This window comes from Pseudomonas sp. B21_DOA (assembly GCA_030544685.1).
GTDB lineage: Bacteria > Pseudomonadota > Gammaproteobacteria > Pseudomonadales > Pseudomonadaceae > Aquipseudomonas > Aquipseudomonas fluorescens_AO.
Map to the genome: position 1 here is coordinate 2,641,812 of CP086683.1, position 13,225 is coordinate 2,655,036.

A 13,225-nucleotide genomic window follows, 5' to 3' on the forward strand; every position below is an offset into this window, starting at 1 on the left:
GCGCCTTTGACAAAAGCCGCCTGTTTTTTTGTAGCTTGTTCTGTGCGCTCCTCTCGAACGAGTTTTTGGCCACGGCTAAAGCTGTAATCATTTGCTGTCGATATTACCTGATTGTCTGTTTTCAACGTTCGCTGCGATGACCTGTGATCACCACGCGAACCTGTACCGATTCACAACAAGGCAAGGAAGAAACAATGGCGGTCATAAACGGAACAAACGGCGCGGATACGCTGGTGGGTACGAGTGGTGATGATGAGATCAATGGCTTGGGCGGCAATGACATCCTGGTCGGAAGTGCGGGAGCGGACAAGCTGAACGGGGGAGGGTGTCGATACGGTGGATTACTCTGCTTCTACATCGGGTGTCAACGTCGATATTCGACCGGGTACTGGTTTGGCAGGGGTTGGCGGTGATGCGCAGGGCGATACGCTTACCGGCATTGAAAAAGTCATCGGCACAGCATTCAACGATACCTTCACCACCGAAGCTTCTCTTTTGCTACCTACGATGGCGGCGCTGGCGACGATATCTATTACGTCAACGGTGGCGGTGTAACAGTCATTGAGCAGGCCGGCGGCGGCAACGACGAAGTGCGCGTAACCTGGAAAGACCACAAGCTGGCAGCCAACATCGAAAACTTGACCTACACCGGCACCGGTCCATTTACCGGCTGGGGCAATGCCAGCGACAACATCATCACCGGCGGCAGTGGGAACGACCTATTCTATGGCGGCGGCGGTGCTGACCAGTTCATCGGCGGCGCTGGCCGCGACACCTCGTCGTATCTCGACAGCACGGTCGCGATGAATATAAACCTGAAAACCGGGGTCATCTCGGGGATCGGTGCAGGGGACACGTTCGACGGCATTGAAGTAATCGCCGGCTCCAAATATAACGACACTTTCGTGGTCGACAGCCGGATCTCGGGAGTGGACGGCGGAGAAGGCATCGACACGGTCGACTACTCGTCGTCTGCTGCCGGCGTGAATGTTGATATCCGTCCGGGCACCGGTCTGGCGGGAGTTGGTGGCGATTCACAAGGCGTGACCCTGACCGGTATCGAAAAAGTCATCGGCACGGCATTCAACGATACCTTCACCACCGAAGCTTCTCTTTTGCTACCTACGATGGCGGCGCTGGCGACGATATCTATTACATCAACGGTAGTGGTGTAACAGTCATTGAGCAGGCCGGCGGCGGCAACGACGAAGTGCGCGTAACCTGGAAAGACCACAAGCTGGCTGCCAACATCGAAAATTTGACCTACACCGGCACTGGTTCATTTACCGGCTGGGGCAATGCCAGCGACAACATCATCACCGGCGGCAATGGCAATGACATGTTCTATGGCGGCGGCGGTGCTGACCAGTTCATCGGCGGAGCCGGCCGCGACACCGCGTCGTATCTCGACAGCACAGTCGCGATGAACATAAACCTGAAAACCGGGGTCATCTCGGGGATCGGTGCAGGGGACACGTTCAACGGCATTGAAGTGATCGCCGGCTCCAAATATAACGACACTTTTGTGGTCGACAGCCGGGTCTCAGGAGTGGACGGCGGGGAAGGCATCGACACGGTCGACTACTCGTCGTCTGCTGCCGGCGTGAATGTTGACATCCGTCCAGGCACCGGTCTGGCGGGCGTTGGCGGTGATTCACAAGGCGTGACCCTGACCGGTATCGAAAAAGTCATCGGCACGGCGTTCAACGATACCTTCACCACCGAAGCCTCTCTTTTGCTACCTACGATGGCGGCGCTGGCGACGATATCTATTACATCAACGGTAGTGGTGTAACAGTCATTGAGCAGGCCGGCGGCGGCAACGACGAAGTGCGCGTAACCTGGAAAGACCACAAGCTGGCTGCCAACATCGAAAATTTGACCTACACCGGCACTGGTTCATTTACCGGCTGGGGCAATGCCAGCGACAACATCATCACCGGCGGCAATGGCAATGACATGTTCTATGGCGGCGGCGGTGCTGACCAGTTCATCGGCGGAGCCGGCCGCGACACTGCGTCGTATCTCGACAGCACAGTCGCGATGAACATAAACCTGAAAACCGGGGTCATCTCGGGGATCGGTGCAGGGGACACGTTCAACGGCATTGAAGTGATCGCCGGCTCCAAATATAACGACACTTTTGTGGTCGACAGCCGGGTCTCAGGAGTGGACGGCGGGGAAGGCATCGACACGGTCGACTACTCGTCGTCTGCTGCCGGCGTGAATGTTGACATCCGTCCAGGCACCGGTCTGGCGGGCGTTGGCGGTGATTCACAAGGCGTGACCCTGACCGGTATCGAAAAAGTCATCGGCACGGCGTTCAACGATACCTTCACCACCGAAGCCTCTCTTTTGCTACCTACGATGGCGGCGCTGGCGACGATATCTATTACATCAACGGTAGTGGTGTAACAGTCATTGAGCAGGCCGGCGGCGGCAACGACGAAGTGCGCGTGACCTGGAAAGACCATGTTTTGGCTGCCAACGTCGAACGTCTGACCTACACCGGCACCGGTTCGTTTACCGGCATCGGCAATGCTATCGATAACATCATCACTGGCGGCAATGGCAACGACCTATTCTATGGTGGTGGCGGTGCCGATCAATTCATCGGTGGCGGCGGCATGGACACGGTTTCGTACGCCGATAGCACACTGGGCGTTCGCATCAACCTGAAAACTGGGATCAGTACCGGGATCGCGTTGGGTGATACCTATAATGGAATTGAGGCGATGCGTGGTTCGAATTTCAACGACGTGTTTGTCGGTGGTGCTACCGCTCTGGCGCTGGATGGAGGTACCGGCCTCGATGTAGTTAGCTACGAGTCGTCCGAGAGCGGTGTCACTATCGACTTGAAAACCAACGTCAACGCCGGTGATGCTGCCGGCGACACCTTCGTAGGGGTCGAAATCTTTCAGGGCAGCAATTTTGCTGACACCTTGTCTGGTACTGCGCTCAACGACAACTTCGTCGGCGGCAGTGGGGCCGACGTTATTGATGGTCGCGAGGCAATTGATACCGTCTGGTATCTCAATAGCAATGCGGCGGTGAACATAAACTTGCAAACTGGTGTTCATCAGGGCGGCGATGCGCAAGGAGATGTTCTGATCAATGTCGAGAGTATTATCGGTACCAACTTCAATGACACACTGACAGGCGACGGCTTGGCCAATGGGCTTGAAGGCGGACTTGGCAACGACGTGATTGATGGCGGTGATGGCAACGATGTCATTTACGGCAGTATCTATACTCAACTGGGGCCGTTCACGGTCGATGTTGCAGCCGGCGGGCCGCAGGCTGACATGCTGTACGGCGGCAACGGCAACGACAGGATTATCACCGCTCCGGATGACCGTGGCACCATTGCCTTTGGTGAAGCAGGACATGACACGATTTTTGTAGCAAGCGGCACCGCCGTTGGTGGTGAGGGCAATGACGACCTGCTCGGTACGGGAGCGGGGTTTGTCTTGCTCGGTGGTTCGGGCAATGATGCTATGAGCTTCGGCGCCTTAGGTACAGTCGGGCCAATGCTCGCCAGTGGTTTTGCCAACGGCGGTGAGGGTGATGACTTGTACTACGTCAATACTCGCCTGCTAGTGACGATTCGTGATGACGGAGTGAGCACCAACGACAAGCTGATTCTGAACAACGTCCAATCTGCCATGACACTGCAGATGGCGAGAGTGGGCGATGACTTGATCCTTAATGAATCGGGGAGGACAGATCAAGGGGTCAGGCTGCAGGACTGGTTCGCAGGCCAGAACACCATCGAACACTTCCAGGCGGCTAACGGTGACGTGCTCCCAATCAATGACGGGTTCAGTATGTTTGGCTGATCTCGAGACTCGTCTGACTTGATAAAAAAGGGATGAATTCATAAAAGAATTCATTCCTTTTTTCTCAGAAGTCCAGCCAACACGCGAGCCATCGAGCTGGCGCGTTTCCTGCAAGTCCCCCTCAAATCGCCATAAAACGAGCGCTTGCGGTCATTTCGCCTGCGCCTGAAGTGGCAGAAGGTTTAGCCAGAAGGCCCGCAACGCTCAACAAAGCCATGCGCAGCCCGGTGAAGAACAAGAGGGGAGACGATGAAGGCAGTAATTTTGGCGGGTGGCCTCGGCACACGCATCAGTGAAGAGTCGCACCTCAAGCCCAAGCCGATGATCGAGATCGGCGGCAAGCCAATTCTCTGGCACATCATGAAGCAGTATTCCGCTCACGGGATCCATGACTTCGTCATTTGCCTGGGCTACAAGGGCTATGCGATCAAAGACTTCTTCGCCAACTACTTCCTGCACACCTCTGACGTCACGTTCGACATGCGCGAAAACCGCATGGACGTTCACCAGAACTACAGTGAGCCATGGCGCGTAACATTGATCGATACCGGTGAAGAAACCATGACCGGTGGCCGGCTACGCCGCGCCGGACGTTATCTGGAAGATGAAAAAGCGTTCTGTTTTACCTACGGTGATGGCGTTTCCGATCTGAATATCAGCGCACTGGTCGACTTTCACCTGACCCACGGCAAAATGGCCACGGTGACTGCCGTGCAGCCGCCGGGGCGCTATGGTGCGCTGAATCGCGAGGGCGACCAGGTGCTCGGGTTCACTGAAAAACCCCGCGGTGACGGTGGCTGGATCAACGGCGGTTTTTTGTTCTTTCGCCCAAGGTTCTGCCACTGATCGAGGGTGATGAGACCTCGTGGGAGTCCGGTCCGCTGGATGGTCTTGCTGAGCGCGGCGAGTTGATGGCGTACCAGCACGAGGGCTTCTGGCAGCCCATGGACACCCTGCGTGACAAGAATCATCTCGAAGCGCTGTGGCAGAGCGGGGAGGCCCCATGGAAGCAATGGGCCTGAGTGCGGATTTCTGGCGCGGCAAGCGCGTTCTCGTCACCGGACACACCGGTTTCAAAGGCAGCTGGCTGACCCTGTGGCTGCAAAGCCTTGGCGCACAAGTCAGCGGTTTTTCGCTGGACCCGTCGACCGAACCAAGCCTGTTCGAACTGGCGCGGGTCAGCGAGGGCATCAACGATCAGCGCGGTGACCTGCGCGACCTCGGCGCCTTGCTGGAAATCATCGCCGACACCGAGCCGGAAATCGTCCTGCATCTTGCCGCGCAGCCATTGGTGCGTGAAGGCTATCGCGATCCACTCGGCACTTATTCCAGCAATGTCATGGGCACGCTGAACCTGCTCGAAGCGATTCGTCAGGTTGGCGGCGTGCGCGCCTGCGTGCTGGTCACCACCGACAAGGTCTACGCCAACAAGGAATGGCTGTGGCCGTACCGCGAAGACGAAGCCCTCGGTGGCCACGACCCGTACAGCAGCAGCAAGGCCTGCTGCGAATTGCTTGCGCAGTCTTATGCCGCGTCGTTCTTCCCGGCGGACAAGCACGCCGAACACGGTCTGGCCCTGGCCACCGCGCGTGCCGGCAACGTGCTGGGCGGCGGTGATTTTGCCCCGGAGCGACTGATTCCCGACGTGCTCAAAGCCTGGAGTGCGGACGAGCCGGTGACCCTGCGCTACCCGCAAGCCGTGCGCCCGTGGCAGCACGCGCTGGAGCCGCTGGCGGGTTACCTGCAATTGGCCGCTGGCCTTTATGAGCAAGGCCCGGAATACGCCGGCGCGTGGAATTTCGGCCCCGGTGAAGCGGACATGTGCAGCGTCGGCGAGGTCGTCGAATTGCTCGCCAGCCGCTGGCCGCAGGCGCCCGGTTTGCGTATCGAAAAAAGTGAATTGCATGAAGCCGGCCTGCTGCGCCTGGACAGCAGCCGTGCGCGGCAATTGCTGGGTTGGCAAGCGCGCTGGACCTTGCAGCAATGCCTGGCCCAGACCCTGGACTGGCATCTGGCGTGGCAGAACGGCGATGACATGCGCGCCGTCACCCTGGGGCAACTGAACCTGTACCGAGGCGCGCTGTGAGCGAGTTCTTTCTGAAGGCGTTGCCACTGGCCGGGCTGTTCAGCGTCCAGCACAAACGTTTTGAAGACCAGCGCGGACATTTCGCCCGGTTGTTCTGCGAGGGCAGTCTGAGCGCGTTCGGCAGCGAATTTCATATCCGCCAGATCAACCATTCCTGTACTCGCGAGAAGGGCAGTGTACGTGGGCTGCATTATCAGAATGCCAACGCCCCGGAAGCCAAACTGATCACTTGCCTGCGCGGTGAAGTCTGGGACGTGGCGGTGGATCTGCGACCTGACTCGGAAACCTTTTTGCACTGGCACGCCGAGCACTTGAAGGCGGGCGATGGCCGCAGTCTGTTGATACCGGCGGGGTTCGCCCACGGTTTCCAGACCCTCAGCGAAGACGCCGAACTGCTTTATCTGCACAGCGCCGATTACGCGCCGGAGCATGAAGGCGGGCTGTCGGTGAATGATCCGCGGCTGGCGATCGCCTGGCCGCTGCCTGTCAATAATTTGTCAGCGCGAGATTCCAGCCATCCCGCGCTCGATCAACACTTTGCTGGAGTGCGTCTATGAACTGCCGTGGGTGCGCTGCACCGCTGAGCCTGCCGCTGATCGACCTCGGCACCTCGCCACCGTCCAACGCCTATGTACATGCCGATCGCCTGGAACAGGCCGAGCAATGGGTGCCGCTGAAGGTCGCCGTGTGTCAGCAATGCTGGCTGGTACAGACCGAGGATTACACCCGCGCCGACAGCCTGTTCGACGCCGAGTACGCCTATTTCAGTTCGTTCTCCAGCACCTGGCTGGCCCACGCCGAACGCTATGTCGCCGAGATGGTCGAGCGCTTCGGCCTCAACGCTGACAGCCGCGTAGTCGAAGTCGCCGCCAACGACGGCTATTTGTTGCAATACGTCGCCGCGCGCGGCATTGCCTGCCTGGGCGTCGAGCCAACCCGCAGCACCGCGCAGGCGGCACGCGAGAAGGGCCTGGAGATTCGTGAACTGTTCTTCGGTCGTGACACCGCCGCGCAGCTGCAAAGCGAAGGCTGGGGTGCCGACCTGATGGCGGCCAACAATGTGCTCGCCCATGTGCCGGACATCAACGACTTCCTCGGCGGTTTCGCCACGCTGCTCAAGCCGAGCGGCGTCGCCACGTTCGAATTTCCGCAACTGCTGACGCTGATGGCCGGTGCACAGTTCGACACGCTCTATCACGAACACTATTCCTACCTGTCGCTGACCGCCGTGCAGACGTTGTGCGAGCGCAATGGCCTGGAAGTTTTCGACGTCAGCCAGTTGAGCACCCACGGCGGCTCGCTGCGGGTGTTCGTGCAGCGCAAGGATGGCGAACGCCGGGCGGTACAACCGGCCGTTCAGCAACAATTGCAAGCCGAACTCGATGCCGGGGTGAAAACCGCTGAGTACTACGCGACGCTCGCGCCCGCCGCTGAACGCACCAAACATGAACTGCTGCGCTTTCTGTTACAGGCCAAGGCCGATGGCAAACGGGTGGTCGGTTACGGCGCGGCGGCCAAGGGCAATACCTTGCTCAACTACGCCGGGGTCAAGCCGGACCTGCTCGCCTGGGTCGCGGATGCCAACCCGCACAAGCAGGGCAAGTTTTTGCCCGGCAGCCGAATTCCGATCGTGGCGCCGACGCAGATCGATATCGAGAAGCCGGATTACGTATTGGTGCTGCCCTGGAATTTGCTGGACGAGATCATGACTGCGTTTGTTGGCATCCGTGCCTGGGACGGTCGTTTTGTCATTGCCATTCCTGAGTTGATCATTCGATGAGCCGAATTCACTATACGAAACCAAGTGTGGGCGAGCTCGAGGCCAAGTATGTGCTCGACGCCGTGCAGAACGGCTGGGGCGAGCGCTGCTACGAATACATCACCCGTTTCGAGAAGTCCTTTGCCGAACATATGGGCGTACCGTACGCAATTGCTACGTCCAGTTGCACCGGTGCCCTGCACATGGGTATGGCGGCGCTGAATGTCGGCGTCGGCGATGAAGTCATTCTCGCCAATACCAACTGGATCGCCTCGGCAGCGCCGATCACTTATCTGGGCGCAACCCCTGTGTTCGTCGATGTGTTGCCGGACAGTTGGTGCCTCGATCCAGAACAGGTACGTCGGGCGATCACCTCGCGCACCAAAGCGATTCTGGCGGTGCATATTTACGGCAACCTTTGTGACATGGACGCGTTGCTGCAGATTGGCCGGGAGTTCAACCTGCCAGTCATCGAAGACGCCGCCGAAGCCATCGGCTCGCAATGGCGCGGTGCTCCGGCCGGATCGCTGGGCGCTTTCGGTGCCTTTTCCTTTCATGGCACCAAGACCATGACCACCGGCGAGGGCGGGATTTTCGTCTGCTCCGACAAAGCCTTGTACGAGCGCGTACTGACCCTGTCCAATCACGGTCGGGTGGCGGGTAGCACGCGGCAATTCTGGCCGGATTTCGTCGGTTACAAATACAAGATGAGCAACTTGCAAGCCGCCATCGGTTGCGCCCAGCTTGAGCGGGTAGATGAGTTGATCCAGCGCAAACGCGCGATCTTCAACAACTACGCGCAATCGCTCAAGTCGCTGCCGGGTGTGTCGATGAACCCGCAACCGGCCCACTCGCAAAACGGTTACTGGATGCCAACGGTAGTTTTTGATGAGTCTACCGGCATTACCCGCGAGACGCTGATCTCGGCGTTCCAGGCCGCCAATATCGATGCACGGGTGTTCTTTTGGCCGCTGTCGCAATTGCCGATGTTCTGCGATGTGTCGGTGAAAACCCCGGTGGCTTTTTCGCTGCCGGGCCGCGCGATCAACTTGCCGAGCTACCACGACATGACAGACGCCGACCAGCGTCGGGTGATTGACGTGGTGCGCAATGTTCTTGAGGAAAAATCGTGAAAATCTATCTACTCGGCGCAGCCAATCCCGAAACCCTGCGCATGATTCAGGCGGTACAGCGCACGCTACCGAATCAGGAGTTTTTCTTTCTCGACAACGATCCTGCCAAGCAGGGCACGTTGTTTTACGGCCTGCCGGTAGTGGGCGGGATTGACTGTGTTGCGCAATTGAAAGGTGATGACGTGCGCTTCATCAACCTGATCACCGGCAGCACCGCCACGCGCTATCTGACCACCTGCAGCATCGTTGAGGCCGGCGGCCGGTTGGGTAATTTCATTCATCCTTCGATCGATCTGACGATGACGCGCATGGGGGTCGGCAACTACTTGCAGGAAGGTGTGCAACTGCAGGCTGAAGTCAGCATCGGCGACAACAGCAGCATCCATATGGGGGCGCTGATCGCCCACGAAAGCCATGTCGGCAACTCGGTGTTCATTGCCCACGGTGTGAGCGTGTCCGGTTGCTGCGAAATCGGCGACGGCACCTTCATAGGCACGAACGCGAGCATCCTGCCGCGCATTCGCATCGGCCGCTGGGCAACGATTGGTGCCGGCGCGGTGGTGACCAAAGACGTTCCGGACTACGCGGTCGTGGTTGGCAACCCGGGCAAAATCATCAAGACCAACCCTGATTCCTTTCAAGATGGCCGGGTTTTCAAATAATCCGCCGCTCAAAAAATCTGGAGTGTGCAATGAATCCTCATGAGCAGTTTCGTGAAGAAGTAAAAGACAACATCGACGGCCTGCAGCAGGACAAGGCGCTGCAAGCAACCTCGCAGGCCTGGATCAACGACACCGCCAGGCACAAGTACACCTACAACTTCAGCTGGATGGGCCGGCCGATCATCCAGTTCCCGCAGGACATGATCGCCATGCAGGAGATCATCTGGGCGGTGCAGCCCGACATCATCGTGGAAACCGGTATCGCCCACGGCGGCTCGCTGGTGTTTTACGCCTCGATGCTGGAACTGATCGGCAAAGGGCACGTGCTCGGCGTCGACATCGACATCCGTCAGCACAACCGTGAGGCGATCGAGACCCATCCGATGAGCAAGCGCATCCAGATGATCCAGGGTTCGAGTATTGACCCGGCCATCGTCGAGCAGGTGCGTCAACGTGTCGAAGGCAAGAAAGTGCTGGTGGTGCTCGATTCCAACCACACCCACGAACACGTGCTGCAAGAGCTGCGTGCCTACGCACCGATGGCATCGGTCGGTAGCTACTGCGTGGTCATGGACACCGTGGTCGAAGACATGCCGGTGGATGCCTTCCCTGATCGTCCATGGGGCAAGGGTGACAATCCGAAAACCGCGGTTTGGGCCTACCTGGAAGAAAACCGTGATTTTAAAATCGATCAGGCCGTTCACGGCAAGTTATTGATTACCGTCGCACCGGACGGCTACTTGCGTCGCGTACGTTAACCGACAAGACATCGTTGAGTTTTTGGCGACTCGCCAGTTGAGGATTTTTATGCAAGGCAACAACACCTCTGAACATGGATTGGCACTCAACGAACAGTTGACTGTCGTGTTGATGACCCACGAACGCCCGGCGTTTTTGCGGCGCGCGGTGAGGTTCTACAGCAGCTTGCCTTGCAGGATTCTTGTGCTGGACTCCTCGGCCGAAGCGCTGCCGGGTATCGCCGACGTTTATCCGAATGTCGACTACGAACACTTGCCACAGTACGGCTACTGGGGCATTCGAGCGAAGCTGGCTTATGGCGTTGACCAGGTGACGACGCCACTGATGGTATTTGCCGCGGACGATGACTTTCATGTACACGATGCGCTGCATGAAGCCGTCGCGTTCATGCACGCCAATCCTGACTACAGCTTCTGTCATGGCTACAGCATGATGTACCTGTCACTGGCCAACAGCGTGAGCTACTACCGCCGGGATAAAAAAGTCTGTGAAGACTATGCGTCGGAGACGGCGCAGGACCGTGTACTCGATTATCTGTATCAGTATCTACCACCGTTTTACGCAGTTCAGCGCACTGCCAATTTGCAAGAGTGGTATCGCCTGCTGCCTCACGAAACCTCCTTCCAGTGGCAGGAAATCGGCCATACCTGGTACCTGCTCGCGGTCGGCAAGGCGCGGATTTTGCCGATCCCGTATGTGGTGCGTGAGCTCAACTACGAGCACTCCGATCACAACACCGAGATTTACCACTCCCTGGCATATACGGATGCGAAAAACGTCGCCGATCGAGAGGCGTTCGCCGGGTTTCTCTCCGGATTGCCTACGCAAATCAAGCACCAGGATCCGCAACAAGCCAGGCAGTTCGTGCTGGAAAGTTTCGAAGCACTGGCTGACAGCTTGCGCAATCGCCGGTCATTGACCGCCGAGTTGATCATCGAGTCCGCCTGGACTGATATCGAAACCGGCCCACAGCGCCGTTTTGGCCCGAAACAGTATGTCGAGATGCCGTTCTACAATCAGCCGTTCTTCGATCAACTGCAGTGGTTCGAATTTCTCATGCATGCGATGCCGGCGGGGCGTACTCAGCTGCAGAATCTGGAAGGCATCTGGGCGCGTCAGCGCAATCTGATGGAGGCACGCAACAACGACACGCCTGAAAGTGTGCTGGATCGCTTGTGGCAGGCACATGACAGTAATGTGTTCAATCGCCAGGTCATTGCGCGCTTGATTGCGCAGCTGCAATTGGTCGGCGAGGAAGACGACGCGGAGAAATTGCGTGACTGGCTCGCTCGTCTGGAAGAAGTGTCGCGGCAAGGCAACGATCAGGCGTTCGCCAGGATGCTGACGGGCCGGCTGGTTGACTGGTTGGCGGTGCGTCAGCCCGACGCCGAACAGGCCCGGGCCATTGCCGAGCACCTGGCCGAGAACCGCGGGGGCCACAGTTTGGTATTTTCCTGCTCGACCTGGATAACGACATCGATAAATTGCAGGTCACGCTGGACAGCTTGCTCGAAGGTCACAGCAAGGCGTTCAAAGTCGTGGTGCTGACCACGGGTGAGCCCCGGCAGCGACCACTGCACAGAACACGCTACACTTTGTCCGGGTCACCAAAAGCAATTTTGTCGACAAGTTGAATCAAAGCGTCAGTCAATCGTCGTGCGACTGGGTATTGCTGGCCGAAGCAGGCGATGAGTTCACGCCGGGTGGTTTGCTGCGCGCAGGCCTGGAATTGCTCTCTGCCAACCAGGTACGAGCTGTGGCCACGGACGAGATTCAGCGCACGGCCAGCGGTGCGCTGGTCGATGTGTTCCGTCCGGGCATCAATCTTGATTTACTGCAAAGCGTGCCGGCACTGATGGCTCGACATTGGCTGATTCGTCGCGACGTGTTGATCGCGGCCAATGGTTACCAGGCCGACTTCAACAAGGCGCTGGAATTCGATCTGTTACTGCGTCTTGTCGAACAAAATGGCCTTGACGGTCTGGCGCACCTGGATGAGCCGCTGCTGATCGCTCGCGCTCCGGTGCTGGAAGAAAACCTCGATGAGCGTCAGGCCCTGTTGCGCCACTTGGGCAATCGTGGCTACAAGGCGAAAATCACCTCCGCGCAGCCCGGCACTTACCAGATCGATTATCGTCACACCGAACAGCCGTTGGTGTCGATTATCCTGCCGGCCGGCAATGATTTACCGGCGTTGCAACGCTGCGTGGAAGGGGTGCTGCTCAGGACCCGTTACACCCGCTACGAACTGTTGATCGCGGCAAGTAGTGACGTGTCAGCTGCGGTCAGCGACTGGCTGGGCAGCTTGAACCACAGCAAGGTGCGCGTGCTGCGTACCGAACATGCACTGAGTGCGGCCGCATTGTGTAATGCGGCCAGTCGCCAGGCTGCGGGCGAGTTGCTGGTGCTGCTGGCCGCTGACAGTGAAGTGGTCAATCCTAACTGGATCGAGTCGTTGCTCAATCATGCGCTGCGTCCGGAAGTCGGTATCGTCGGTGCCAAGCTGGTCGACCGCGACGGAATGGTCTCGCACGCCGGTTTGATCCTTGGTCTGAACGGGGTGTGGGCTCGCCCTTCGTCGGCGAAAAACACAAGGCTAACGGCTATATGCAGCGCCTGTTGGTCGAGCAGAATTACTCGGCCGTGTCGAAGGTATGCCTGATGGTGCGCAAGGATTTGTTCAACTCGCTCGGCGGGCTGGACGAAGAAACTTTCGCCGCAGGCTACAGCGACGTCGACCTGTGCCTCAAGGCCGGTCAGGCGGGTTACCTCACCGTGTGGACGCCATCCGTGCAGGTGTTGCATACCGGCGAACAGCCAACAGCCGCCGAAGCGCTGCAAGCGTTGCGTGAAAAATGGCCCGAGGCATTCGCGCAGGATCCGGCCTACAACGCCAACCTGGCCCTGACCGGCAAAGGTTTCACCCTGGGCGAAAGTGCCCCGATCAACTGGGCACAGTTGCTCGCTTAAGCTCGCCGGACAGGAAT

General features: G+C 58.4%; 12 protein-coding genes and 2 pseudogenes. All 14 read left to right on the forward strand.

Translation table 11 applies throughout. The features are described 5' to 3' along the window. Positions 1-194 precede the first annotated feature (194 nt). The 14 genes and pseudogenes from LJU32_12075 (at position 195) to LJU32_12140 (ending at position 13,208) form a co-directional block, all read left to right on the forward strand. Positions 195-413, forward strand: coding sequence for a hypothetical protein (locus LJU32_12075; GenBank protein ID WKV90773.1), 219 nt, complete (start codon positions 195-197; stop codon positions 411-413). Continuing rightward, positions 337-555: a hypothetical protein gene (locus LJU32_12080; GenBank protein WKV91231.1), complete on the forward strand. Its 219-nt coding sequence runs from the start codon at positions 337-339 to the stop codon at positions 553-555. Before LJU32_12075 ends, LJU32_12080 begins: the two co-directional genes overlap by 77 nt. 35 nt (positions 556-590) lie before the next feature. Beyond that, positions 591-1,175 carry a hypothetical protein gene (locus LJU32_12085; GenBank protein ID WKV90774.1) on the forward strand — a complete coding sequence of 195 codons (585 nt, stop codon included), beginning with the start codon at positions 591-593 and terminating at the stop codon, positions 1,173-1,175. 35 nt (positions 1,176-1,210) lie between these two features. Then, entirely contained in the window at positions 1,211-1,795 is a 585-nt protein-coding gene (locus tag LJU32_12090; GenBank protein WKV90775.1) for a hypothetical protein, read from the forward strand. Between the two features lie 35 nt (positions 1,796-1,830). Continuing rightward, on the forward strand, positions 1,831-2,415 hold the full coding sequence (locus LJU32_12095) for a hypothetical protein (protein WKV90776.1): 585 nt from the start codon (positions 1,831-1,833) through the stop codon (positions 2,413-2,415). Between the two features lie 41 nt (positions 2,416-2,456). Then, on the forward strand, positions 2,457-3,839 hold the full coding sequence (locus tag LJU32_12100; protein ID WKV90777.1) for a hypothetical protein: 1,383 nt from the start codon (positions 2,457-2,459) through the stop codon (positions 3,837-3,839). Positions 3,840-4,088: 249 nt separating this feature from the next. Further along, positions 4,089-4,861 (forward strand): annotated as a pseudogene (gene rfbF / locus LJU32_12105) (glucose-1-phosphate cytidylyltransferase). Beyond that, positions 4,843-5,925 carry a CDP-glucose 4,6-dehydratase gene (gene rfbG, locus LJU32_12110; GenBank protein ID WKV90778.1) on the forward strand — a complete coding sequence of 361 codons (1,083 nt, stop codon included), beginning with the start codon at positions 4,843-4,845 and terminating at the stop codon, positions 5,923-5,925. The pseudogene rfbF and the gene rfbG overlap by 19 nt, the downstream one beginning before the upstream one ends. Further along, the gene (gene rfbC, locus LJU32_12115; GenBank protein ID WKV90779.1) at positions 5,922-6,482 is read left to right on the forward strand and encodes a dTDP-4-dehydrorhamnose 3,5-epimerase; all 561 of its coding nucleotides are present in this window, start codon (positions 5,922-5,924) and stop codon (positions 6,480-6,482) included. Before rfbG ends, rfbC begins: the two co-directional genes overlap by 4 nt. Further along, positions 6,479-7,705 (forward strand): class I SAM-dependent methyltransferase, encoded by a 1,227-nt coding sequence (locus LJU32_12120; GenBank protein WKV90780.1) that lies wholly within the window; start codon positions 6,479-6,481, stop codon positions 7,703-7,705. Before rfbC ends, LJU32_12120 begins: the two co-directional genes overlap by 4 nt. Then, positions 7,702-8,817 carry a DegT/DnrJ/EryC1/StrS family aminotransferase gene (locus tag LJU32_12125; GenBank protein WKV90781.1) on the forward strand — a complete coding sequence of 372 codons (1,116 nt, stop codon included), beginning with the start codon at positions 7,702-7,704 and terminating at the stop codon, positions 8,815-8,817. The genes LJU32_12120 and LJU32_12125 overlap by 4 nt, the downstream gene beginning before the upstream one ends. Beyond that, entirely contained in the window at positions 8,814-9,479 is a 666-nt protein-coding gene (locus tag LJU32_12130) for a transferase (GenBank protein ID WKV90782.1), read from the forward strand. Before LJU32_12125 ends, LJU32_12130 begins: the two co-directional genes overlap by 4 nt. A gap of 29 nt (positions 9,480-9,508) precedes the next feature. Continuing rightward, the gene (locus tag LJU32_12135) at positions 9,509-10,237 is read left to right on the forward strand and encodes a cephalosporin hydroxylase family protein (protein WKV90783.1); all 729 of its coding nucleotides are present in this window, start codon (positions 9,509-9,511) and stop codon (positions 10,235-10,237) included. 49 nt (positions 10,238-10,286) lie between these two features. Next, positions 10,287-13,208: pseudogene (locus tag LJU32_12140) on the forward strand (TIGR00180 family glycosyltransferase). The last annotated feature ends 17 nt before the right edge of the window (positions 13,209-13,225 follow it).